Here is a 22,550-nt window from a genome sequence, read left to right on the forward strand (position 1 = left end):
GGTTTTAGAACATAAAGTAGCGCTGTGCCATGGGCAGCACCTCGGCCGGCGCGCAGGTCAGGAGTTCGCCGTCTGCACGTACCTCATAGGTCTCCGGATCGACCTCGATCTCGGGCGTCGCGTCATTGTGGATCATGCTCTTCTTGGAGATTTTCCCGCGGGTGTTCTGCACCGCATAGAGCTTCTTGCCGATCCCGAGCTTGCGGGCGAGGCCGCCGTTGACCGCGGCCTTCGAGGTGAACACGACAGAGGACGCGGTCAGCGCCTTGCCGAAGGCGGCGAACATCGGCCGGTAGTGCACCGGCTGCGGCGTCGGGATCGAGGCGTTGGGATCACCCATCGGAGCTGCCACGATCGAGCCGCCCTTGATGATGCAGTCCGGCTTGACGCCGAAGAACGCCGGCGACCACAGCACCAGATCGGCCATCTTGCCCTTCTCCACCGAACCGATCAGCTTCGACACGCCATGCGCGATCGCCGGATTGATGGTGTATTTGGCGATGTAGCGCTTGACGCGGAAATTGTCGTTGTCGTTGCCCTTGTCCTGCGGCAGGGCTCCGCGCTGCTTCTTCATCTTGTCGGCGGTCTGCCAGGTGCGGATGATGACTTCACCGAGCCGGCCCATCGCCTGCGAGTCCGACGACATCATCGAGAGCGCGCCGAGATCGTGCAGGATGTCCTCGGCGGCGATGGTCTCCTTGCGGATCCGGCTTTCGGCGAAGGCGAGGTCCTCGGCGATCGACGGATCGAGGTGATGGCACACCATCAGCATGTCGAGATGCTCGTCGATGGTGTTGCGGGTGAACGGCCGGGTCGGATTGGTCGAGGACGGCAGCACGTTCTTCAGACCGGCAATCTTGATGATATCCGGCGCGTGGCCACCGCCGGCGCCCTCGGTGTGGAAAGCATGGATGGTGCGGCCCTTGAACGCCTTCACGGTGTCCTCGACGAAACCGGATTCGTTCAGCGTATCCGAATGCAGCATCACCTGGACGTCGTAATCGTCGGCCACGGAGAGACAGGTGTCGATCGCCGACGGCGTGGTGCCCCAATCCTCGTGCAGCTTCAGCGCGCAGGCGCCGCCCTTGATCATCTCGACCAGCGCCGCCGGACGCGACGCGTTGCCCTTGCCCGAGATGCCGAGATTGACCGGGAAGGCGTCGAACGACTGGATCATCCGCCCCATGTGCCACGGGCCGGGCGTGCATGTGGTGGCGAAGGTGCCGTGCGACGGGCCGGTGCCGCCCCCCAACATCGAGGTGACGCCCGACATCAGCGCGTGCTCGATCTGCTGCGGGCAGATGAAGTGGATGTGGCTGTCGAACCCGCCCGCAGTGAGGATCTTGCCCTCGCCCGCGATCACGTCGGTGCCGGGCCCGATGATGATGGTCACATTGGGCTGGATGTCCGGATTGCCGGCCTTGCCGATCGCGGCGATCATGCCCTCCTTGATCGCGACGTCGGCCTTCACGATGCCCCAGTGATCGACGATCAGCGCATTGGTGATGACGGTATCGGCCGCGCCCTGCGCGTTGGTCACCTGCGACTGCCCCATGCCGTCGCGGATCACCTTGCCGCCGCCGAACTTCACCTCCTCACCATAGGTGGTGAGATCCTTCTCCACCTCGATGATCAGATCGGTGTCGGCGAGCCGCACCTTGTCGCCGGTGGTCGGTCCGAACATGTCGGCATAGACGGAACGCTTGATCTTCGTGCTCACAGCGTGCTCCTTGCAAGCTTGACAGTTTCGTCGAACATCCGGTCGAGGGTTGCGTTGCCGCCGCGGCAGCCCGCAACAACCTTTTCGGCCCAGTCGACATAATCGATGAGATCCGCACGCTCCTCTGCACTCGGATCGGAATGAATGCGGGCGCGGATGTTGCTGATCTTATCGGCGATCTTGACCAGCTTGCCGCTGGCTGACTTTCCAGGCGCGTCCACGATCTGCAATTGACGACGCGTAGTCTTGGGTAACCTCATATCGTCGGTCACCTCTGCCACGAGGTCAGCGACGCGCTCGCTGAATTTCTGCGCAAGTTCTTCTCGCGTGGTCGCCGTATCCTCGATCGTATCGTGAAGCCAACCGACCGCGATCAGCTCGGCGTCGCGGCCTCCGGTGACCGTCGCAATGAGATTTGCCACCTCGGCAAGGTGATTGATGTATGGCTCGTCACCCCGTCCCTTTCGCGACATGCCCGTATGGCGGCGCGCCGCAAATTCTGCAGCTTCGGAGATGAGACAGATCGGGGACATCCACATCTCGCGGCCTCCTCCAGCAATCGAGCCATGGTCGGCGAGCAAGGCGCGAATCACAACTTCCCCTTCACCTCGGCGCGGAAGCCGTAGATCACGCGCTTGCCGGCGAGTGCCACGAGGTGGACGTCGCGGGTCTGGCCGGGTTCGAAGCGGACGGCGGTGCCGGCGGCGATGTCGAGGCGCATGCCACGGGCCTTCTTGCGGTCGAATTTCAGCGCCGGGTTGGTCTCGAAGAAGTGGTAGTGCGAGCCGACCTGGATCGGACGGTCGCCGGTGTTGGCGACCGAGAGCGTCACGGTCTTGCGGCCGGCATTGAGCTCGATCTCGCCGTCCTTGATGAAGAGTTCGCCGGGGATCATGTCGCGCTCCTATCGGATCGGTTCGTGCACGGTGACGAGCTTCGTGCCGTCGGGAAATGTCGCCTCGACCTGGATGTCGTGGATCATCTCCGGGATGCCGTCCATCACCTGCGCGCGGGTCAGGACCTTCGCGCCGGCCTGCATCAGTTCGGCGACGGTGCGGCCGTCGCGTGCGCCCTCGACGATGTAATCGGTGATCAGCGCCACCGCTTCGGGATGGTTCAGCTTGACGCCACGCTCGAGCCGGCGGCGCGCCACCATGGCGGCCATCGATACCAGGAGCTTGTCCTTTTCGCGGGGAGACAAATTCATGCGAGCATTCTGATCGTTCTTGAAAGGTCTAGTTGAGCCACAGCCGCGGCAGCGGGACCAAGGAGGCGCGGCCGAGCACCGCCATCATGTCGGCGCGCAACCGGGCCGCATCTTGGGCACAGAAGCGCGCCATTGCAAAGCCATTCCAGGCCGAGATGCCGACCTCGGCGCCGAAGCTGTCAGACGCCGCGCGGATGCGCTCGACCAGCGCCTCGTCGCCCGGCACGATCAGCGCGGTGCCGATCGCGCAGCCGCCCCCTGCGATTGCAGGCCGTGCCAGCTTCTCGCCGATCTCGCCGTCGAGGCGGATGGTCTCGGCAAACACCAGCCTGCCGCCGCGCCGCATCCGCCAGCGGTCGACGAACTCGCCGTGGCGCATGGTCTCGCCCATCGCAGCACGGCCGAACACCACGATCTCGCACAGCAAAAGCGAGGCGCCCTCGGCCAGGTCGATGTCGAAGCGGCGATGAACACGGGCGCGGTCGAACAGGATGGTCTCCTGCGGCAGCCAGGAGAGATGCGCGCCATCCGCGACCTTCAGCGCGATGTCGAGCCGCGCCGCCGCGGCCGGGCCTGGTGCGATCCGGTTGGATCGCTCCAGGCCCTCATTTTGTTTGGACGCGTTTTCTTCACGCGAACCGGCATCCACTTCGCTCGAAAACGCTGTCGGTGCGCGATAGACCTTTTCGGCGGCCGCCGTGGTCAGGGTCAGCCGGGCGCCCTCTCCGGCCGCGATCGCGATCTCGAAGCGGTCGCCGCCGGCAATGCCGCCGGCGGTGTTGACGAACATCGCCGACAGGCCGTCGTCCTCCGGCGACGGGAAACGGACGCGCAACGAGCCTGACTCATGCAGGTCGCCGCGGCGGGAGGCGCCATCCTTGCGATGCACGCCGAACCTGACCGCGCCTTGGGCGCGGTTTGCCGCAAACGTTGCCGCTGCCGCGCCTGCGATCCCGGTCCGCATTCCCCCGACGCTCCCTTAACGCACGCCGCGCGCGGCGGCGTCACATCAACTTCACAGCGCCATCTGGCGGCTGATCTCGGCGGGATCGAGGCTTGCACGATCGCAGGCATATTTCACCGCGCCCCGGTCCATCACGGCAAAACTGTCGCCGAGTTCGCAGGCAAAGTCGAGATATTGTTCGACCAGCACGATTGCGATGTTGCCGAGGTTGCGCAGATAGGAAATCGCGCGGCCGATGTCCTTGATGATCGAGGGCTGGATGCCCTCGGTGGGCTCGTCGAGCAGCAGGAGCTTTGGCCGCATCACCAGCGCGCGGCCGATCGCAAGCTGCTGCTGCTGGCCGCCGGAGAGATCGCCGCCGCGGCGGCCCAGCATGGTCTGCAGCACCGGAAACAGCGAGAACACGTCGTCGGGGATGTTGCGGTCCTCGCGCTTCAGCGGGCCGAATCCGGTCTTGAGGTTTTCCTCCACCGTCAGCAACGGGAAGATCTCGCGGCCCTGCGGCACGAAGCCGATGCCGCGCCGCGCCCGCTCATAGGGTTTTAGCGCGGTGATGTCCTTGCCGTCGAAATTGATCGCGCCGGAGGCGATCGGATACTGGCCGACCATGGCGCGCAGCAGCGAGGTCTTGCCGACGCCGTTGCGGCCGAGCACGCAGGTGACCTTGCCCGGCTCGGCAGTCAGCGACACGCCGCGCAGCGCCTGCGCCGCGCCGTAATAGAGGTTGATGTTGTCGATCTTCAGCATCGCCTAGCGCCCCAGATACACTTCGACCACCCGCTCGTTCGACGACACCTGGTCGATCGAACCTTCGGCGAGCACCGTGCCTTCATGCAGGCAGGTCACCTTGACGCCGAGCTCGCGCACGAAGGTCATGTCGTGCTCGACCACCATGATGGTGTGGTTCTTGTTGATCTCTTTGAGCAGCTCGGCGGTCAGATGGGTCTCGACATCGGTCATGCCGGCGACCGGCTCGTCGACCAGCAGCACCTTGGGGTCCTGCGCCAGCAGCATGCCGATCTCGAGCCACTGCTTCTGGCCGTGCGACAGGCTGCCGGCGAGGCGGTTGCGCGCATCGGTCAGGCGGATGGTCTCGAGCACCTTGTCGATGCGCTCGGCCTCGGCCTTGCTGCCGCGCCAGAACAGCGTGCCACGCACAGAATGATCGACATTGAGCGCGAGCAGCAGATTGTCCTGCACGGTCTGGCTCTCGAACACCGTCGGCTTCTGGAATTTGCGGCCGATGCCGAGCTCGGCGATACGGGTCTCGTCGAGCCGGGTCAGGTCGACGGTGCCGTCGAACAGCACGGTGCCCTCGTCCGGCTTGGTCTTGCCGGTGATGATGTCCATCATCGTGGTCTTGCCGGCGCCGTTCGGGCCGATGATGGCGCGCATCTCGCCGGGCGCGAGCGTCAGCGACAGGTTGTTGATGGCGTGGAAGCCGTCGAACGAGACGTGTACGCCGTCGAGATAGAGCATGGCCGACGTGGCGCGGGTATCCATGACGTTCATCTGTCTACTCCGCCGGGTTCGGTGCGCCGACACCATCTTCGCGTGCGGCGCTTTCCCTGTCGGCCGCAAGGGCCGCGCTGCGCCGCGTCTCCCACCAGCTGTTGAAAGTGCCGACGATGCCCTTGGGCAACAGCAGCGTGACCAGGATGAACATCGCGCCCAGCATGAACAGCCAGTACGGCGCCAGCGGCCCGGAGGTGAAGAACGTCTTGGCGTAATTGACCACGACGGCGCCGAGCGCGGCGCCGATCAGCGTGCCGCGGCCGCCGACCGCGACCCAGATCACCGCCTCGATCGAATTGCCGGGTGCGAACTCGCTCGGATTGATGATCCCGACCTGCGGCACGTAAAGCGCGCCGGCGACCCCGGCCATGCAGGCCGACAGCGTGAACACGAACAGCTTGTAGGATTCGACGCGATAGCCGAGGAAGCGGGTCCGGCTTTCGGCATCGCGCACCGCGATCAGGACCTTGCCGAGCTTCGAGGTCACGATCGCGCGGCAGATCAGAAAGGCGATGATCAGTGCAAGGCAGCTCAGCAGGAACAGCGCGGCGCGGGTCCCTTCGGCCTGCACGTTGAAGCCGAGGATGTCCTTGAAGTCGGTCAGACCGTTGTTGCCGCCGAAGCCGAAATCGTTGCGGAAGAACGCCAGCAGCAGCGCATAGGTCATCGCCTGCGTGATGATCGACAGATAGACGCCGGTGACACGCGAGCGGAAGGCGAGCCAGCCGAAGCAGAAGGCGAGCAGGCCCGGCACCAGCAGCACCATCAACGCGGCAACCCGGAACTTGTCGAAGCCGTACCAGTACCAGGGCAGCTTGTCCCAGTTCAGGAACACCATGAAGTCGGGCAGAATCGGGTTGCCGTACACGCCGCGGCTGCCGATCTGCCGCATCAGGTACATGCCCATCGCGTAGCCGCCGAGCGCAAAGAACGCGCCGTGGCCGAGCGAGAGGATGCCGCAATAGCCCCAGATCAGATCGATCGAGAGTGCGAGGATGGCGTAGCAGACATATTTTCCCCACAGCGCCACCAGATAGGTCGGCACCTGGAACATCGAGCCCTGCGGCAGCAGCAGGTTCGACAGCGGGATCAGCACGCCGACCGCGGCGACGAGCAGCACGAACGCGCTCGCGGCGCGGTCGAGCGAACGGGTCAGGATGTGCGGCGTCATGCTTCCACCGCCCGGCCCTTGAGCGCGAACAGGCCGCGCGGCCGCTTCTGGATGAACAGGATGATCAGCACCAGGATCGCGATCTTGCCGAGCACCGCACCTGCCATCGGCTCGAGGAACTTGTTGGCGATGCCGAGCGTGAAGGCGCCGACCAGCGTGCCCCAGAGATTGCCGACGCCGCCGAACACCACGACCATGAATGAGTCGATGATGTAGCTCTGGCCGAGATTCGGGCTGACATTGTCGATCTGCGACAGGGCCACGCCGGCAATGCCGGCGATCCCCGAGCCGAGGCCGAAGGTCAGCGCGTCGACACGCGAGGTGGCGATCCCCATCGAGGCCGCCATGCGGCGGTTCTGCGTCACCGCGCGCATCTCGAGGCCGAGTGCGGTGTAGCGCAGCATCGCGAGCAGGATGGCGAACACCGCGAGCGTGAAGCAGAGGATCCAGAGCCGGTTATAGGTGATGGTGATCTGGCCGAGCTCGAAGGCGCCGCTCATCCAGGACGGGTTGCCGACCTCGCGGTTGGTCGGGCCGAACGCGGTGCGCACCGCCTGCTGCAGCACCAGCGACAGGCCCCAGGTCGCGAGCAGCGTCTCCAGCGGACGGCCGTAGAGGAAGCGGATGATGGTGCGCTCGATCACGACGCCGATGAGGCCCGCGACCAGGAAGGCGAGCGGTACCGCGATCAGCAGCGAGTAGTCGAACAGCGCGGGATAGCGGGTGCGGATCACCTCCTGCACCACGAAGGTGGTGTAGGCGCCAAGCATCACCATCTCGCCATGCGCCATGTTGATGACGCCCATCACGCCGAAGGTGATGGCAAGCCCGATCGCGGCGAGCAGCAGCACCGAGCCGAGCGACAGGCCGTACCAGGCATTCTGCACCATCGACCACATCGCGAGATTGCTCTGGATCGAGGTGACCGCGGTTGCCGCCGCCTTGGCGACCAGCGGCGGCTGGTCGCCAAGCCCGGTAAGCAGCGCCTGCGCCTCCTGGTCGCCGCGGGCCTTGACCACAGCAACGGCGTCGAGCTTGTCACTGTCCGATGCATCCGGCTTGAACAGGATGATGGCGGCGCGCGCCTCGGCGAAAGCCTGCTTGATCGATTTGACGCTCTCCTTGGCAAGCGCGCCCTCCACCGTCGGCAGCAGATTCTCCTCGTGGCTCTTGAACACCGACTGCGCAGCGGCGAGCCGCTTGGCCGGATCCGGCGACAGCAGCGTCAGGCCGCCGAGCGCGGCCTCCACGGTGCGGCGCAGGCGGTTGTTGAGGCGAACGGCGGCGGCGCTGTCGGGCAGCTTGTCGACGGCAGCGCCGGTGGCGGCGTCGACGATCTTGCCGTCGGCCTGCGTGATGAAGACCTTCTTGCTGTCGGGATCGGCCGACAGCCGGCCGTCCTGCAGCGCGCCGATGATCGGCGAAGCGAGCACATTGCCCGATGCGGCGACTTCGCCGATCGCAGCCTCGGTGTCGGAGAACTCGTCATTGGCGAATTTGGCGACCGAATCCTCGAACGGGCCGGCCAGCGCCGGCACAGCAAGGCAGCTCAGCAGCAGGATCGAGAGACAAAGCGCACGAAAGCGATCAATACAAATAGCAAACACGTCAGTACCCCGGCAGGAGTGGAGGAGAAGGCGGCGAGCAATGCCGCCTTCTCCGGTGTTGGAAGGTTGTGTTGTGTCGTTGTTGAGGTCAGGTGCGCCCTATCAGGAGCCCTGGCCGCCGCACTTGTTGGTCTTGGTGTTGTAGTTGCCGCACTTCTTGCCGACCCAATCGCCGATCAGGTCCTTGGAGCCCTCGAGCTCCTTCGACCAGGCGTCGCCGGCCACCAGGCCCGGGGTCTTCCAGACCACGTCGAACTGGCCGTTGCCCTTGATCTCGCCGATGAACACCGGCTTGGTGATGTGGTGGTTCGGCAGCATCTTCGAGGTGCCGCCGGTCAGGTTCGGCGCCTCGGTGCCGGGAAGCGCGTCGATCACCTTGTCCGGATCAGTCGACTTCACCTTCTCGACCGCCTTCACCCACATGTTGAAGCCGATGTAGTGCGCTTCCATCGGATCGTTGGTCACGCGCTTCGGATTCTTGGTGTAGGCCTGCCACTCCTTGATGAACTTCTCGTTCGCCGGGGTCTTGATCGACTCGAAGTAATTCCAGGCGGCGAGATGGCCGAGCAGCGGCTTGGTGTCGATGCCGGCGAGCTCTTCTTCGCCGACCGAGAACGCGACCACCGGGATGTCGGTCGCCTTGATGCCCTGGTTGCCGAGCTCCTTGTAGAACGGAACGTTGGCGTCGCCGTTGATGGTCGAGACCACGGCGGTCTTCTTGCCGGCCGAGCCGAACTTCTTGATGTCGGCCACGATCGTCTGCCAGTCGGAGTGACCGAACGGCGTGTAGTTGATCATGATGTCGTCCTGGGCGACGCCCTTCGACTTCAGATAGGCTTCCAGGATCTTGTTGGTGGTGCGCGGATAGACGTAGTCGGTGCCGGCCAGCACCCAGCGCTTCACCTTTTCTTCCTTCATCAGATAGTCGACGGCGGGGATCGCCTGCTGGTTCGGCGCCGCGCCCGTGTAGAACACGTTGCGCTCGGACTCCTCGCCCTCATACTGCACCGGATAGAACAGGATGTTGTTCAGCTCCTTGAACACCGGCAGCACGGACTTGCGCGACACCGAGGTCCAGCAGCCGAACACGACCGCAACCTTGTCCTTGGTGATCAGCTCGCGGGCCTTTTCGGCAAACAGCGGCCAGTTCGATGCGGGGTCGACCACGACGGCCTCGAGCTTCTTGCCGAGCACGCCGCCCTTCTTGTTCTGCTCGTCGATCAGGAAAAGGATCGTGTCCTTCAGCGTGGTTTCGCTGATGGCCATGGTGCCCGACAGCGAGTGAAGAATACCAATCTTGATGGTGTCGTCGGCCGCTTGGGCGGGCGCGAACGGCGAGGACGCAGCCAGACCCAAAACCAGGCCGGCGGTCGCCGCGAGCGCGCGGCGGCGGGTCATCGTCGTTATTTTGTGAGTAAGCTGAGTAAGCATGAAATGTCGTCTCCCTGACGCAGGCGTGGAACGCTTGCGAACGGCCGCTTGGCCGCCTGCGGTTAAGGGAATCGCAAGAACTGTGCCACGGTGTGTGGGCACCGTAAGCCGATGAACCAACTGGATAATTTCGCGAGTTCCGGGCAAATACGGAGAGCGATTGCTCAATCATTGAGCCGTCAACTTGACTGCCGAAAGAGCAATCAGGTCATTTCGTAGGCAAAATTACCTTCTTGGCTAAATTTCCGGCACCGATTTGTGACAGTTTGCGCGATGGTTCGGCGCATTCCGCGCGCCTATTCCGGCGATATCATCTTGAAACCGCCCAGTTCCTGGTCCATATCCTCGCCATGCCCGCGACATCGCGGTGCCTTCGCGAGCTGCGTGTTCAAGCTGCCCCAAGCGGCTTCTGGCTCGCCTTTCAGCTAACCCAGCTTGACGCCCCAGACACGCGGGTGTCCCCGAATGCTTTCATGCGATTCCGGCCGATACTGGCCGGGACGATGACGGCTTTTATGGAAAGAACCACCTTTTGACCTCCTTTCAGGATTTCGGCCTCACCGATCCCATCGCCCGCGCGCTTCGAGAAGAAAACTATCTCACGCCGACCCCCATCCAAGCCCAGACTATCCCGCTCGCACTTGCCGGCCGCGACGTCGTCGGCATCGCCCAGACCGGAACCGGTAAGACCGCGTCCTTCGCGCTGCCGATCCTGCACCGGCTGCTCGAGAACCGCATTCGCCCGCAGCCCAAGAGCTGCCGCGTGCTGGTGCTCTCGCCGACCCGCGAACTGTCCGGGCAGATCCTGGACAGCTTCAATACCTATGGCCGCCACATCCGGCTGTCCTCGACGCTTGCCATCGGCGGCGTGCCGATGGGCCGTCAGGTCCGCTCCCTGATGCAGGGCGTCGAAGTGCTGGTCGCCACCCCCGGCCGCCTGCTCGATCTCGTGCAAAGCAACGGGCTGAAGCTCAACCAGGTCGAGTTCCTGGTGCTCGATGAAGCCGACCGCATGCTCGACATGGGCTTCATCAACGACATCCGCAAAATCGTCGCCAAGCTGCCGATCCGGCGGCAGACGCTGTTCTTCTCGGCCACCATGCCCAAGGACATCGCCGAGCTCGCCGAGGCGATGCTGCGCGACCCGGCCCGCGTGGCGGTGACGCCGGTGGCCTCGACGGTGGATCGCATCGCCCAGCGCGCGATCCAGGTCGATTTCGCGGCCAAGCCGACGGTCCTCGCCCAGCTTCTGAAACAGGAGGCGGTCAATCGTGCCCTGGTGTTTACCCGCACCAAGCACGGCGCCGACAAGGTGGTGAAGAGCCTCGCCAAGGCCGGTATCGAGGCCAATGCGATCCACGGCAACAAGTCGCAGAACCACCGCGAGCGCACGCTTGCGGCGTTCCGCACCGGCGAGATTCGCACGCTGGTGGCGACGGATATCGCCGCCCGCGGCATCGACGTCGACGGCATCAGCCATGTCGTGAACTTCGACCTGCCCAACATCCCGGAAACCTACGTCCACCGCATCGGCCGCACCGCGCGTGCCGGCGCCGACGGCATCGCGATCTCGCTGGTCGCCGGCGCCGAGGAGATGGGCTATCTGCGCGATATCGAGCGGCTGATCCGGATCACCGTGCCGCGGGAAGACCGCCGCACGCAGGGCAGCCGCGAGGCCGCCGCGCCCGCACCGGCGACCCACCCCCACCGTGGCGGCCGCTCTGCGCCGCGCGCGCATAATGTCCGTGGGAATGAGGCCGCTCCGAGTGCAAAAGGGCCTCGCCGCCGCCGCCGCGGAGGTGGTAATAATGCCGCGCCGCAGACGAGCCGGGGCGAGTCGCCGCGTCCGTCGCAGGCCGGCAGCAGCGAAGGCATTCAGGGCGTCGCCTTCTTGCATCGCGAGAGCCGGCCGAATCCGCAACCCAACCGCAACAACCGACCGAAGCACTAGCCGTCGCTCGATCTGGAGAAACATATGGCTAAGGAAGAGCTGATCCAGTTCGAAGGACTGGTGACCGAAATCCTCCCCGACGCTCGCTACCGGGTGCAACTCGATGCCGGACACGAGATCGTCGCCTACACCGCCGGCAAGATGAAGAAAAACCGCATCAAGACGCTGGCCGGCGACCGCGTCACGATCGAAATGTCGCCCTACGATCTCGAAAAGGGCCGCCTGATTTTCCGGCACAAGGACGAACGTCCGAGTGGCGCACCCGGCGGTCCGCCGCGGGGCGGCGCACAGCGCGGCGGCCAGTTCCGCCGCCGATAGGTTGGGCATTGCAACCGTTACGCGCAGACGTCGTGATGTCCTGCGCAACAAATGGCCGGCGGCTGCGCCGGCCAAAAAATCGCGCACGTCAGGATTGTTTTGAGGCCTTCTATCGAATAATATCCTACCCATCGATTTTCGGCCGGACGACATTAGCCAATACCGGTACAGCCGGTTCAGACGCTGACGACCCTTCCAAAAATTCGATCTCACCACCCCGCCGACAAGCGGGTCTTGAACTTGTATATCTGAGAAGGGGACTACCCACGTGAGCATGGGAACCGTGAAGTGGTTTAACGCGACCAAGGGCTACGGCTTCATCCAGCCGGATGAAGGCGGGAACGACGTGTTCGTGCACATCAGTGCAGTCGAGCGCGCCGGCCTTGGCACTCTGCGTGAAGGCCAGAAGATCTCCTACGAGATCGTTGCTGACCGCCGTTCCGGCAAATCCTCGGCCGACAATCTGCGCGCCGCTGGATAAGCCGATTTCCGGGGAGCGCGAAGCTCCAGGAAATTGCCGTCAAAGCATCAAGGGCCGCACCTTCGGGTGCGGCCCTTTTTGTCTGGATTGCGTCTCTGGCAGCGCGGCGTCGAGCATTTTCTTCACGCGAAGCGGTAGCCACTTCGCTCGAAAGCGCTCTAGAAAGTCGAGCAGGTCGTCGGCATGGTGGCGGACGTCGGAGCATAGAACACGCAAACCGACTGCCGCGGCCGCGTAAAGGCAACGTCGCTGAGATTGATGCCGGCCTTGGCCATCACATAGCCGATCGTCGGAACGTATTTGTAGCTCACTTCGCTGAAGATCAGATAGGTGCCCGCAACCAGCAGCGCCGACGGAACGATGCTTGTCACGATGTCACCCTGACTGCGGCTTGAGGCCGTCACCGTGGCCTGCGTCGCGCCCGAGGCGATCGTCCCCGCTTTGCTCCACTGTATCCGTGCGATGTTGGAATTATCGACGTAGATTTCCGACAGCGTGACTTTGGTCGGTGACGGATCGTAGGGCGTCATGATGCCGACGCTGGCGCTGAAGAAGTTCTGGAGATCGGCATCCACCACCTGCGTCGCCTGCGAGGTCAGATCTGACGCGGCGCGCGCCATCAGTGTGACCTTGCGGTCGACCGCGACACCGGATGAAAACTCGACGGTGCCGAAGAACATCACCAGCATCAGCGGCATGATGAAAGCGAACTCGACGGCGGCGAGGCCCCGGCGGTCACGCCCGAGCGCCACAACGACGCGGAGCAAGCCCGCGGGCAGGGTTTTCATGACTTTGCTCATGAGCATGTTGTGCCGGCGGTTCCGGAGGGCTCGTTCTTGAACGTCGCGGTCGCAATCAGGAGCCGCTTGCCGTTGGTGAGGTTGGTGGAGCTGAAAACTTTGGTGACAAACAGCGGCCACTGATAGAACAGCCGGACCACCACGACGTCGCCGTCCTTGCCGGGACACCATTTCACCTGGGTGGGATCGACGATGGGCGTGAGGTTGACGGTAGAAAAACTCGTCGCCGGATAACTGCGCACGTCGACGTAGACGCCGTTGGTGCAATCAAACAACGCGTTGACCCGGCCGCAGACGAAGTCCTTGAACTGCTGCTGGGTATAATTCGCGCCTTGGGCCTGACCGGTCATGATCATGCGCGAGGAATCCTGCGTCGCCGTCTCAAGCACCTGGCTGGCAAAGAAGATCATTGCCACTTCGATGATCGCAAAAAGCAACGCGAAAAACAGCGGCGCGACCAGCGCGAATTCGACCGCGGTCACACCACGGCGGTTTCGGCGAAAGCGACGGAGAAGGCGTGCAAAAGAATGAGCGGGCAGCGGCATCAACGACCCCGGATCAACATGGTGGCAATAACTACCCAAGAGTCATTGTCGAAGTATTTCGCCGGATCGGGACAGAGCGACCCGATCCGTTAGGCCTTTATCAAGCATGTCGGGCGAATCGCCTGCGATCGGCCAAGGCCCCGGCGTGTGAAGCGCCCGAGCGGACGCACGTCAGTTCTGCGGCTTCGCGCCGCCCGAGCCGGAGGCCTGATTGTTGAGCGAACCGGCCTGGCCCATCGTCGCGTTGAAATAGGCCTCGCCATCGCCGAGGGTGATGCGGCGCTGACAAACCGGCATGCAGCTATAGGTCTCGCGATCGATGCCGCGATAGACGGTGACGAGCTGATCGGTCGGACCCTCGACCTGGATCTGGCGATCCACCAGCACCTGGCCGGAGCGGTCGAGTGCGATGAAATTGGTCGCGCCATAACCCTTGCCGGTCACCACGACAACCCCGCCATTCTGCAGGGTGACGTCAGCGATCAGGGGATTACCGACCACGATCGTGGCAATACCGCCGGGCAGCTTGACGAGCTTCGCCTGATCGACATTGACCGCGATCCGGTCGGGATCCGGCGCTGCCGTCGCGAGTGCGGGCCCCAGCAGCATGGCTGCGGCCATCGAGATGAAACCAATGCGCGCAACGGCGCGAATACGCTGGGACTGAAACGACATACTCTACCCCGGGACGTTAACAGGCCGGCAAAGGCGATACGCTGCGGACCGGCGCCCGACGCTGGCAAATCTGACGGCAATTCATTTAGGAAGAGCAAAGATCGACCGCCGAATTGCGCGGATGTAACGACTTCCCGAGCGGATCGGCCAACCGTCCGGTACCTCGCACAGAACTATCCGGTCGCCGATCCCATCGTCCTGCCATTGGGCGGGAAGCGGTGCGCTTATGGCAATCTTAGGAGTCTCCAAAGCAGTGGCTGCGGCGGCTTCAACTGGCGGCGCGGACGTGAACGACCACGCGGTCATCGGCGTAGAGGCGCTGCCATCCTCCGATGTGATCCAGCAATTTGGACGCCGGCGTGGTCGGATCGAGCATCACCGCATCGATGTCATGGGTCGCGAGCAGATTGAGGAAACCGTTGACGTCCTTGAGCTGAAGCGCGCGGGCCAAGCTCATGCCGAACGTCTCACCATAGAGCTCGGCGCGCCCGTCGATGAAAACAGGCATCTGACGCCAGATCAGGTAGCCGCCGAACTGCAGATCGTTGAGCACGCGCTTGACGTTGTGCGCCTTCATCGCGTCAACGGCGGCAGCCGGCGAATAAATCAGTGGTGGCGATATCACCTGGCGCGCGGCAACGACGGAGGTCCACGCGCAAAGCCCGACGATAAGGATTGCGGCCGGAGCAGCCCTCGGGCGGACGGCGCTAGCGGCGCGCAGCCCGAACTGGGTGGCGACCGGCGTCCGCACGGCCAGCGGCAGCAGCAGGGCGAACAGCTCGAGGTTTCTGACATGGGACAGCGCCATGTGCAGCAAGCCCAGCACCAGGAAGATTCGCGGCAGCGGCAACCTCGCCCCGTAATAGAGCGCCGCGCCGAGCAGGCCGAGGATCGATAGTCCAAACGGGTCGATCTCGCCGAACGTCGCCGGCCTCCACTCCGCGATGAGATGCAACAATTCACCGAGGCCGAGAATCCTGAGCGAGGCGAGGATCGAGCCCCAGCCATAAGGGGTCACGCAGCACGCAGCCAGTGCGCCGATGCCGAACGCCGCCCAGCGCAGCGCCAGCGCCAACCTTTGAGCCGGCAAGGCATTCCACATCGCATCGAGCGCAAATGCGCCGGCCAGGACCAAACCGAACAGAAAGCCGCCGTGCAGATTGGCCCACAGCGCGATCAGCGGCAGCAGCCAGAACGAGGGCGCCTTGCGGCGTTCGCTGGCGGTCATCAGGCCGTTCGCCCAGACGATCATGATGGGCATCGCCAGTACATGCGGACGGGCCAACAGGTGCCCGCAGGTCAGAACCAGCGCGGCAAGGGCGATCAGGCTCGCGTAGATCGTCGGCAGCGCGCGGCTGAGGATGGCGGTGAGCAGCGCGAAGCTGGCAGCGGCGCAGGCGGCGGCCAGCACCACGGGGCCGGTCCACCCGGCGAGGTCATAGGCCTTCGCGAACAGAACCTGCGCCAGCCAGGACGACGACACCCACGGCTCACCGGCCTTGGTGAACGAATAGATGTCGACAGACGGCAGCGTGCGATGGTCGAGGATCCAGCGGCCGACGGCAATCTGCCAGTAGGTGTCGGAATCGGCGAGCAGCCTGTCGCCGACGAAAAGCAGCAGCGCATAGACGCCGCACGCCATCCAGAACCAGGCCGGAAGCTCGGCGAACACGGAGGTTTTCGCGCGCGGAAAGGTCGCGGTCTCAGCGCTCATGATCGCACCGGCCGGCTGGCGGCGTCATTGCCGGAACGGATAGGCCAACTGCCCGCCGATCTCGGACGGCACGCCCTGCTCGGCATCGACGCCGTAATCTTCCGGAAGCTTGCCTTCGGGCATGCGGAACGTTCCGAACAGAATATCCCAGAGCGGAAACGTGCCCGCGAAATTGGTGTCGCCGCCGTCCTCGAGCCCGGTGTGATGCCAGCGGTGAAACACCGGCGTCGCGATCACGTATTTGAACGGGCCGAGCGTCCAGTTCAGATTGGCGTGCACGAATGCCGAATGGAATGTGGTGAACGGGCCGACCCACAGCATGATGTTCGGCGAGATGCCCGCCATCAGCAGGATCACATCGACAGTGATCGTGCCGACCAGAAGATTGACCGGATGGAAGCGTGCCGCCGAGATCCATTCAAGATCCTCGGAGGAGTGATGAATGGCGTGGTACTTCCAGAAGCCGCCGCCATGGAACATCCGGTGCAGCCAGTACAGCATGAAATCGGAGGCGACGAGGAAGATAATGGACTGCAGCCAGAGCGGAAGCTGCGCCAGAGGGCCATGTCCGTTCTCGTAGAACGCGATCAGATCGTCGGCGTCGTGAACGTTGAACACCACGGCTGCGCCCACCACCAGGAGCCCGATCCGCAGCACGCGGGCGAACACCGGCACGAAGAACCAGTAGCAGATGTCGGTGACCAGCTCACGCTTCTGCCACCACGGCTTGCCGGGATTGCAGGCCCAGAAATGAGTAAGCACCGTGAAGAACAGCGCCAGCGCGATCGTGATCGGCACCACCTTCATCATCGTCTGGCCGATCATCTCGATGACTTCAAAGGGAAGGGTGGGCATGACGGCCTCATTCGACGGAAGCCCCATGGGTATAGATGTGCGCTTAAGGAGCCGTGAACAGGTGCCGATAGCGGGCCCCGGCAACAATCTGCAATCTTAGCGGACCGCTTAATTCCAAATTTACTGTGCGCAACAACTGCGGGTTCCCGCTGTGTTTATACGATCAAATTAACCGCGCCGAAATTGTCGAACCGTAGGGTGCGGCAATGGTCACGGTGCTGAGAACGCCGGCGAGACCAAACCTAGTTCGACCAGCCACGTGTACACAGGAGCTATTTATGAAGAATCTCGTCTCGCGCTTCGTGAAGGATGAATCGGGCGCGACCGCCATCGAATACGGCCTGATCGCCACCGGTATCGCCATCGCGATCATCGCTGCCGTCAACGGCGTCGGCAAGAACCTCTCGGGCACCTTCAACACGGTCGCCAGCTCGCTGAAGTAAGCCGGTTCCAACGAATTCACATCAAAGGTCCCGGCATCCCCGGGACCTTTGCTATTTGGTAGACAGGCCGTCGGCGCCTTGATGGCGACCACGGCGGCCTTTCCCGATTGTTCACCATTGGCCGCTAGCGTCGGGTCTCGACCGCAGCTCCAGCTTGACGGCATGAATCCATGATCCTCGACATCGCACGCTTGATGTTGTTTCCGGCCCTGATGGCCTTTGCGGCGGCGAGTGATCTCTTGACCATGACGATCCCGAACCGGATCTCGCTGGCGCTGGCGGCCGGCTTCTTCGTCCTGGCGCCGCTGACCGGGATGGGCGTGCACGAGATCCTCAACCATGCCGGCGCGGGCGCGCTGGTTCTGGTGGTGGCATTCGGCATGTTTGCGATGGGCTGGGTCGGTGGCGGAGACGCCAAGGTCGCGGCCGCGGCCGGCCTGTGGTTCGGGTTCGAGCATCTGCTCCCCTATCTGGTCTTCGCGTCGCTGTTCGGCGGTGCCCTGACGGTGCTGCTGCTGCAGCTCCGGCAATGGCCGCTGCCCTATGCGCTCGCGAACCAGGCCTGGCTCAGCCGCCTGCACGACAAGCAGACCGGAATTCCCTACGGCATCGCACTCGCCCTCGGCGCCCTGCTGATCTATCCCGAGACGGACTGGATCAAGACGATCGATCTCGCGCACTTCGCCATGCGCTGAGAAAGCAGCGGTAACCGCGCGTTAAGGCGATTTAGATACGCCTCATTAACCATGCTTTGACGAATAGCTGGTCAACTCCCATCACGGCGGCGGCAGCGTCGCGGCGTCATGTGGAAAGTGAAGCGTAATGGATAAGGCCCGCATTCTGGTCCTGGCAATCGCAGGCTGCACCGGCCTTGCGGCGCTCTATCTGGCGAGCGGAAGCGACGACAAGCCGGCGCCGGCTCCGCCCGTCGCGCAGCTACCCACCGTCGACATCCTGGTCGCGAAAACCGACATCGGCCTTGGCCAGGCCGTGAAGCCCGAAGATTTGCAATGGCAGACCTGGCCGGCGGCAACCGCCAGCGCCAGCTTCATGCGCAGGGACAGCAACGCCGAAGCGATCAAGGACGTGACCGGCTCGATCGCGCGCGCCCCGTTCATCCAGGGCGAACCGATTCGCGAGCAGAAGCTCGTCAAGGCCGACGGCAGCGGCTTCATGGCTGCGATCCTGCCGACCGGCATGCGGGCGGTATCGACCGAAATCTCACCCGAGACCGGCGCCGGCGGCTTCATCCTGCCGAATGACCGGGTCGACGTCCTGCTGTCGAAGCGGGACAAGAATCCGGACCGCAACGGCGCCGACATCGTCAACTCCGAAGTGATCCTGACCAACGTTCGCGTGCTCGCGATCGACCAGGCACCGAAGGAAAAGGACGGCACCAACGCACTGATCGGCAAGACGGTGACGCTGGAGCTGAAGCCCGAACAGACCGAAACGCTGGCGCGCGCGCGCCAGAGCGGCGTCCTGTCGCTGGCGCTGCGCAGCATCGCCGACAACAACACGCCCGAAACCAAGACCGACGACAACCGGCAGAAGCGCGGTGACACGATCAACGTCATCCGGTTTGGCGTTGCCAACCAGGCGACGATGCAGAAGTGACCATGAGGACACACGTGATGAAGGGCGGGGCAACTCAACGGACGATGCGGGCCTTCATGGTCCGCGCATTGTCGTTCTCGGCCGTCGCGGCGCTCACGCTCAATCCGGCGCTGACACCGGTGGTGGCGAGCGATTACCGCGCCGCGCCTGCCCCTGCCGCATCGGCCGATGGCGGTCAGATGAATGCCCGCTTCCTCTCGCTCGGCGTCGGCAAATCGATCGTGATCGACCTGCCCAGGGACATCAAGGACGTGCTGGTCGCTGATCCCAAGATCGCCAACGCCGTGGTCCGCTCGGCGCAACGCGCCTACATCATCGGCGCGACGGTCGGCCAGACCAACATCGTGTTCTTCGACGCCGCCGGCCAGCAGATCGCGGCCTATGACATCGCCGTCAAGCGCGATCTCAACGGCGTGCGCGCCGCGCTGCGCGCGGCACTGCCGAATTCCGATATCCAGATCGAGGGCGTCGGCGACGGCGTGATGCTGAGCGGAAGCGCAGCGAGCCCGATCGACGCACAGCAGGCCGGCGAGATCGCCGCGCGGCTGGTCGGCGGCCCCGACAAGGTCGTGAACTCGATCACGGTTCGCGGCCGCGACCAGGTGATGCTGAAGGTCACGGTTGCCGAAGTCGCGCGCAGTCTGATCAAGCAGCTCGGCATCGACCTCACCGCGAACCTCAACTACGGCACGACCGTGGTAAAATTCGCCAACAGCAACCCGTTCACTGCGAACAGCTCACCGCTCGTGGCCGGCAACGCGCTCACGACATCGTTCGGATCGTCGGTGTCGGCGACGATCCGCGCCATGGAAAGCGCCGGCGTCGTGCGGACGCTCGCCGAACCGAACCTGACCGCGATATCAGGCGAATCGGCGACCTTCATCTCGGGCGGCGAGTTTCCAATTCCGACCGGCGTGACCTGTCAGACCTCGTCGACGGGCGCGATCGGGAATTGCGTCCAGACCGTCAGCTTCAAGAAATTCGGCATTTCGCTCAACTTCACGCCGGTGGTGCTGACCGAGGGGCGCATCAGCCTGCGCGTGATGACGGAAGTGTCGGAAGTCTCGACCGAGAACGCGCTGACCGGCGGCGCGGGTGGAACGACGATCCCTTCGATCAAGACCCGCCGCGCCGAGACCACGCTGGAAATTCCCTCGGGCGGCTCGATGGCCATGGCCGGCCTGATCCAGGACCAGACCAAGCAGGCGATCAACGGCCTTCCCGGGCTGGCGTCGCTGCCCGTGCTCGGCACGCTGTTCCGCAGCCGCGACTTCGTCAACAACCAGACCGAACTGATGGTTCTGGTGACGCCCTATGTCGTTCGCGCCGTGGCGCAGAAGGACCTGTCGCGTCCGGATGACGGCTTTGCCAACGCGTCCGATCCGCAGGCCGACCTGCTCGGCAGCATCAATCGCGTCTACGGTGTGCCTGGCCGCACCGAGCCGGCGCGGAATTACCGCGGCACCTACGGCTTCATTACCGACTGAGGCGGACGATGACACAGACCACACCCAGAACATCCGCCGATTACGAGCGCACCGCCGGTCTCGCCGGAGCGCTCGTCGGCCTTGCCATGACGCTCGGCGCCTGCCAGCACGCCGCCGACAACAGTTTCGCAATGGCAGACTCGCCGGCCGACTATCGCCAGCGTCACCCGATCGCGGTGACCGAGGCCGATCGCTCGATCGTGGTCTTCGTCGGCCGCAGCCGCGGCGGCCTGACCGCGGAGCAGCGCGCCGAGGTGATGGGAATGGCGCAGGACTGGATGCGTGAGGGCACCGGCGCCGTCACCATCGACGTTCCCGCCGACACGCCGAACGCCCGGCCCGCGCAGGAATCGTTGCGCGAGATCCAGGCGACCTTCGCCGCTGCCGGCGTGCCGCCGCGCGGGATCTTCGTGCGCAAATACCATCCGGAGAACCCGCGCCTGATGCCTGCGATCCGCGTGAACTATCCAAAGATGAAGGCGGAGGCCGGGCCGTGCGGCCTCTGGCCGGAAGATCTCGGCCCGTCGATGCACAACGGTTCCTACATCCAGAACAAGCAATACTACAATTTCGGCTGCGCCAATCAGCGCAACCTCGCAGCCATGGTCGAAGACCCGACTGACCTCGTGCAGCCGCGCGCGGAGACCCCTGCCTACACGTCGCGCCGCAATATCGCTTTCGACAAGTATCGCAAGGGCACCACCACTGCCACGACGTATCCCGAGTCCGACAGGGCCAAGCTAAGCGACACAGGAAAATGATCACCTACGCGCAGCAAAACTCCGAAGAGCAGACGGACGCCCCGCCGCAGGCCGTGGACGACCATATTGCTCCGGCGCCACGGGTCTCGGTCCAGGCGTTCTGCGAGACGGTCGAGACCGCTGCCGCCGTTCAGTCGGCGGGCGAGGATCGCCGGCTGGCCAAGGCCCACCTCAAGATCCAGATGGGCGGCATGGCGGCTGCCATCGAGGCCTATCGCTCGGCGCCGACGCCCAATGTCATCATCCTCGAGACCGAGGGCCGCAGCGACATTCTGGCCGGGCTCGACCAACTCGCCACGGTGTGCGACGCCGGCACAAGGGTGGTCGTGATCGGCCGGGTCAACGACGTCACGCTGTATCGCGAGCTGGTGCGCCGTGGCGTCAGCGACTACGTGATTGCGCCGGCCCATGCGATCGATGTGGTGCGCGCGGTCTGCAACCTGTTCTCGGCGCCGGAAGCCAAGGCGGTCGGCCGCGTCATCGCCGTCGTCGGCGCGAAGGGCGGCGTCGGCGCCTCGACGATCGCCCACAATATCGCTTGGGCGATCGCCCGCGATCTGGCGCTGGATTCCGTAGTGGCCGATCTCGACCTTGCATTCGGCACCGCCGGCCTCAACTACAACCAGGACCCGGCGCAAGGCATCGCGGATGCGGTGTTCTCGCCGGACCGTGTCGACACCGCCTTCGTCGACCGCCTGCTGTCGAAATGCACCGACCATCTGAGCCTGCTGGCGGCGCCGGCCACGCTCGACAAGGTCTACGATTTCGGCGCCGAAGCGTTCGATGCGATCTTCGACACGCTGCGCACCACGATGCCCTGCATCGTGCTCGACGTGCCGCACCAATGGTCCGGCTGGACCAAGCGCGCGCTGATCGCGGCCGACGACATCCTGATCGTGGCGGCGCCCGACCTCGCCAACCTGCGCAACGCCAAGAACATGTTCGACCTCTTGAAGGCGTCGCGGCCGAACGACCGCGCGCCGCTGTACTGCCTGAACCAGGTCGGCGTGCCGAAGCGGCCGGAGATCGCGGCGGGCGAATTCGCCAAGGCGATCGAAAGCCCGCCGATCGCCGCCATCCCGTTCGATCCGCAGATCTTCGGTTCGGCCGCCAACAACGGTCAGATGATCGCGGAAATCTCCGCCAATCACCGCGCAGTCGAGATGTTTCTGCAGATGGCGCAGCGGCTGACAGGCCGCGGCGAAACCAAGAAGCCGAGGGGGTCCTTCCTGTCGCCCCTGCTCGAAAAGCTGCGGTCCAAATAGTGGCCCGCGTGGAGTCAAGACGT

The 22,550-nt window shown here is 64.2% G+C and carries 24 protein-coding genes; 9 read left to right on the top strand and 15 right to left on the bottom strand.

The genetic code is table 11. The annotated features are described in order from the left end of the window. Window positions 1-4 precede the first annotated feature (4 nt). The 10 genes from ureC to urtA all read right to left on the bottom strand — a co-directional run bounded on the left by ureC (window position 5) and on the right by urtA (window position 9,615). On the bottom strand, window positions 5-1,720 hold the full coding sequence (gene ureC / locus ACVIGB_RS27450) for an urease subunit alpha (RefSeq protein WP_456720278.1): 1,716 nt from the start codon (window positions 1,718-1,720) through the stop codon (window positions 5-7). After that, window positions 1,717-2,259 (bottom strand): HD domain-containing protein, encoded by a 543-nt coding sequence (locus ACVIGB_RS27455; protein WP_092126222.1) that lies wholly within the window; start codon window positions 2,257-2,259, stop codon window positions 1,717-1,719. Before ACVIGB_RS27455 ends, ureC begins: the two co-directional genes overlap by 4 nt. A gap of 50 nt (window positions 2,260-2,309) precedes the next feature. After that, a complete protein-coding gene (locus ACVIGB_RS27460) occupies window positions 2,310-2,615 on the bottom strand; it encodes an urease subunit beta (RefSeq protein WP_038387566.1) in 306 nt (101 codons plus the stop codon). Window positions 2,616-2,624: 9 nt separating this feature from the next. Next, window positions 2,625-2,927, bottom strand: a complete 303-nt coding sequence (locus ACVIGB_RS27465; RefSeq protein WP_063695274.1) for an urease subunit gamma — start codon at window positions 2,925-2,927, stop codon at window positions 2,625-2,627. 28 nt (window positions 2,928-2,955) lie between these two features. Then, a complete protein-coding gene (locus tag ACVIGB_RS27470; protein ID WP_456720277.1) occupies window positions 2,956-3,891 on the bottom strand; it encodes an urease accessory protein UreD in 936 nt (311 codons plus the stop codon). Between the two features lie 51 nt (window positions 3,892-3,942). After that, window positions 3,943-4,638, bottom strand: coding sequence for an urea ABC transporter ATP-binding subunit UrtE (urtE, locus tag ACVIGB_RS27475; RefSeq protein WP_092119000.1), 696 nt, complete (start codon window positions 4,636-4,638; stop codon window positions 3,943-3,945). Window positions 4,639-4,641: 3 nt separating this feature from the next. Beyond that, window positions 4,642-5,403, bottom strand: a complete 762-nt coding sequence (gene urtD / locus ACVIGB_RS27480; protein WP_456720276.1) for an urea ABC transporter ATP-binding protein UrtD — start codon at window positions 5,401-5,403, stop codon at window positions 4,642-4,644. Between the two features lie 4 nt (window positions 5,404-5,407). Then, window positions 5,408-6,577: an urea ABC transporter permease subunit UrtC gene (gene urtC / locus ACVIGB_RS27485; RefSeq protein WP_456720275.1), complete on the bottom strand. Its 1,170-nt coding sequence runs from the start codon at window positions 6,575-6,577 to the stop codon at window positions 5,408-5,410. After that, complete coding sequence (gene urtB, locus ACVIGB_RS27490) at window positions 6,574-8,169, bottom strand: urea ABC transporter permease subunit UrtB (protein ID WP_456725065.1); 1,596 nt, start codon at window positions 8,167-8,169, stop codon at window positions 6,574-6,576. Before urtB ends, urtC begins: the two co-directional genes overlap by 4 nt. Before the next feature lie 117 nt (window positions 8,170-8,286). Next, complete coding sequence (gene urtA / locus ACVIGB_RS27495) at window positions 8,287-9,615, bottom strand: urea ABC transporter substrate-binding protein (protein ID WP_092119009.1); 1,329 nt, start codon at window positions 9,613-9,615, stop codon at window positions 8,287-8,289. Window positions 9,616-10,147: 532 nt separating this feature from the next. On the opposite strand from urtA, the gene ACVIGB_RS27500 reads away from it, so the two are divergent. From ACVIGB_RS27500 to ACVIGB_RS27510, 3 genes are all read left to right on the top strand, one after another. Further along, on the top strand, window positions 10,148-11,566 hold the full coding sequence (locus ACVIGB_RS27500; RefSeq protein WP_456720274.1) for a DEAD/DEAH box helicase: 1,419 nt from the start codon (window positions 10,148-10,150) through the stop codon (window positions 11,564-11,566). A 24-nt stretch (window positions 11,567-11,590) separates the two neighbouring features. Beyond that, entirely contained in the window at window positions 11,591-11,884 is a 294-nt protein-coding gene (gene infA, locus ACVIGB_RS27505; protein ID WP_016842649.1) for a translation initiation factor IF-1, read from the top strand. Window positions 11,885-12,152: 268 nt separating this feature from the next. Beyond that, window positions 12,153-12,365 carry a cold-shock protein gene (locus tag ACVIGB_RS27510; protein WP_016842648.1) on the top strand — a complete coding sequence of 71 codons (213 nt, stop codon included), beginning with the start codon at window positions 12,153-12,155 and terminating at the stop codon, window positions 12,363-12,365. Between the two features lie 158 nt (window positions 12,366-12,523). Here the strand turns inward: ACVIGB_RS27510 and ACVIGB_RS27515 are convergent, their stop codons facing one another. From ACVIGB_RS27515 to ACVIGB_RS27535, 5 genes are all read right to left on the bottom strand, one after another. Further along, window positions 12,524-13,153 carry a TadE/TadG family type IV pilus assembly protein gene (locus tag ACVIGB_RS27515; protein WP_456720273.1) on the bottom strand — a complete coding sequence of 210 codons (630 nt, stop codon included), beginning with the start codon at window positions 13,151-13,153 and terminating at the stop codon, window positions 12,524-12,526. 8 nt (window positions 13,154-13,161) lie between these two features. Beyond that, a complete protein-coding gene (locus ACVIGB_RS27520) occupies window positions 13,162-13,710 on the bottom strand; it encodes a TadE family protein (RefSeq protein WP_092119018.1) in 549 nt (182 codons plus the stop codon). Between the two features lie 171 nt (window positions 13,711-13,881). Continuing rightward, a complete protein-coding gene (locus ACVIGB_RS27525) occupies window positions 13,882-14,385 on the bottom strand; it encodes a pilus assembly protein N-terminal domain-containing protein (protein ID WP_456720272.1) in 504 nt (167 codons plus the stop codon). A gap of 268 nt (window positions 14,386-14,653) precedes the next feature. Next, a complete protein-coding gene (locus ACVIGB_RS27530) occupies window positions 14,654-16,099 on the bottom strand; it encodes a hypothetical protein (RefSeq protein WP_456720271.1) in 1,446 nt (481 codons plus the stop codon). Between the two features lie 24 nt (window positions 16,100-16,123). Continuing rightward, entirely contained in the window at window positions 16,124-16,954 is an 831-nt protein-coding gene (locus tag ACVIGB_RS27535) for a sterol desaturase family protein (RefSeq protein WP_456720270.1), read from the bottom strand. Window positions 16,955-17,232: 278 nt separating this feature from the next. Here ACVIGB_RS27535 and ACVIGB_RS27540 point away from each other — a divergent pair, with 278 nt between their 5' ends. The 6 genes from ACVIGB_RS27540 (at window position 17,233) to ACVIGB_RS27565 (ending at window position 22,527) form a co-directional block, all read left to right on the top strand. Continuing rightward, window positions 17,233-17,397, top strand: coding sequence for a Flp family type IVb pilin (locus ACVIGB_RS27540; protein ID WP_092119027.1), 165 nt, complete (start codon window positions 17,233-17,235; stop codon window positions 17,395-17,397). A 170-nt stretch (window positions 17,398-17,567) separates the two neighbouring features. Continuing rightward, window positions 17,568-18,092, top strand: a complete 525-nt coding sequence (locus tag ACVIGB_RS27545) for an A24 family peptidase (RefSeq protein ID WP_092119029.1) — start codon at window positions 17,568-17,570, stop codon at window positions 18,090-18,092. 127 nt (window positions 18,093-18,219) lie between these two features. After that, the gene (gene cpaB, locus ACVIGB_RS27550; protein WP_456720269.1) at window positions 18,220-19,014 is read left to right on the top strand and encodes a Flp pilus assembly protein CpaB; all 795 of its coding nucleotides are present in this window, start codon (window positions 18,220-18,222) and stop codon (window positions 19,012-19,014) included. Window positions 19,015-19,016: 2 nt separating this feature from the next. Continuing rightward, the gene (locus ACVIGB_RS27555) at window positions 19,017-20,501 is read left to right on the top strand and encodes a type II and III secretion system protein family protein (protein ID WP_456725064.1); all 1,485 of its coding nucleotides are present in this window, start codon (window positions 19,017-19,019) and stop codon (window positions 20,499-20,501) included. An 8-nt stretch (window positions 20,502-20,509) separates the two neighbouring features. Next, window positions 20,510-21,262, top strand: a complete 753-nt coding sequence (locus tag ACVIGB_RS27560) for a CpaD family pilus assembly protein (RefSeq protein ID WP_456720268.1) — start codon at window positions 20,510-20,512, stop codon at window positions 21,260-21,262. Further along, the gene (locus tag ACVIGB_RS27565) at window positions 21,259-22,527 is read left to right on the top strand and encodes an AAA family ATPase (RefSeq protein ID WP_092119041.1); all 1,269 of its coding nucleotides are present in this window, start codon (window positions 21,259-21,261) and stop codon (window positions 22,525-22,527) included. The genes ACVIGB_RS27560 and ACVIGB_RS27565 overlap by 4 nt, the downstream gene beginning before the upstream one ends. Window positions 22,528-22,550 lie beyond the last annotated feature (23 nt).

This window comes from Bradyrhizobium sp. USDA 4341 (assembly GCF_054063755.1).

Excerpts from the sequence above, each read along its gene's own strand:
- ACVIGB_RS27525 (WP_456720272.1), bottom strand. The coding sequence starts at position 14,385 with ATGTCGTTTCAGTCCCAGCGTATTCGCGCCGTTGCGCGCATTGGTTTC.
- ACVIGB_RS27555 (WP_456725064.1), top strand. The coding sequence starts at position 19,017 with ATGAGGACACACGTGATGAAGGGCGGGGCAACTCAACGGACGATGCGG.
- urtC (WP_456720275.1), bottom strand. The coding sequence starts at position 6,577 with ATGACGCCGCACATCCTGACCCGTTCGCTCGACCGCGCCGCGAGCGCG.
- urtE (WP_092119000.1), bottom strand. The coding sequence starts at position 4,638 with ATGCTGAAGATCGACAACATCAACCTCTATTACGGCGCGGCGCAGGCG.
- ACVIGB_RS27530 (WP_456720271.1), bottom strand. The coding sequence starts at position 16,099 with ATGAGCGCTGAGACCGCGACCTTTCCGCGCGCGAAAACCTCCGTGTTC.
- ACVIGB_RS27460 (WP_038387566.1), bottom strand. The coding sequence starts at position 2,615 with ATGATCCCCGGCGAACTCTTCATCAAGGACGGCGAGATCGAGCTCAAT.
- ACVIGB_RS27470 (WP_456720277.1), bottom strand. The coding sequence starts at position 3,891 with ATGCGGACCGGGATCGCAGGCGCGGCAGCGGCAACGTTTGCGGCAAAC.
- ACVIGB_RS27560 (WP_456720268.1), top strand. The coding sequence starts at position 20,510 with ATGACACAGACCACACCCAGAACATCCGCCGATTACGAGCGCACCGCC.
- ACVIGB_RS27465 (WP_063695274.1), bottom strand. The coding sequence starts at position 2,927 with ATGAATTTGTCTCCCCGCGAAAAGGACAAGCTCCTGGTATCGATGGCC.
- urtD (WP_456720276.1), bottom strand. The coding sequence starts at position 5,403 with ATGAACGTCATGGATACCCGCGCCACGTCGGCCATGCTCTATCTCGAC.
- ACVIGB_RS27455 (WP_092126222.1), bottom strand. The coding sequence starts at position 2,259 with ATGTGGATGTCCCCGATCTGTCTCATCTCCGAAGCTGCAGAATTTGCG.
- cpaB (WP_456720269.1), top strand. The coding sequence starts at position 18,220 with ATGGATAAGGCCCGCATTCTGGTCCTGGCAATCGCAGGCTGCACCGGC.
- urtA (WP_092119009.1), bottom strand. The coding sequence starts at position 9,615 with ATGCTTACTCAGCTTACTCACAAAATAACGACGATGACCCGCCGCCGC.
- infA (WP_016842649.1), top strand. The coding sequence starts at position 11,591 with ATGGCTAAGGAAGAGCTGATCCAGTTCGAAGGACTGGTGACCGAAATC.
- ACVIGB_RS27545 (WP_092119029.1), top strand. The coding sequence starts at position 17,568 with ATGATCCTCGACATCGCACGCTTGATGTTGTTTCCGGCCCTGATGGCC.
- ACVIGB_RS27565 (WP_092119041.1), top strand. The coding sequence starts at position 21,259 with ATGATCACCTACGCGCAGCAAAACTCCGAAGAGCAGACGGACGCCCCG.
- ACVIGB_RS27515 (WP_456720273.1), bottom strand. The coding sequence starts at position 13,153 with ATGAAAACCCTGCCCGCGGGCTTGCTCCGCGTCGTTGTGGCGCTCGGG.
- ACVIGB_RS27540 (WP_092119027.1), top strand. The coding sequence starts at position 17,233 with ATGAAGAATCTCGTCTCGCGCTTCGTGAAGGATGAATCGGGCGCGACC.
- ACVIGB_RS27535 (WP_456720270.1), bottom strand. The coding sequence starts at position 16,954 with ATGCCCACCCTTCCCTTTGAAGTCATCGAGATGATCGGCCAGACGATG.
- ACVIGB_RS27520 (WP_092119018.1), bottom strand. The coding sequence starts at position 13,710 with ATGCCGCTGCCCGCTCATTCTTTTGCACGCCTTCTCCGTCGCTTTCGC.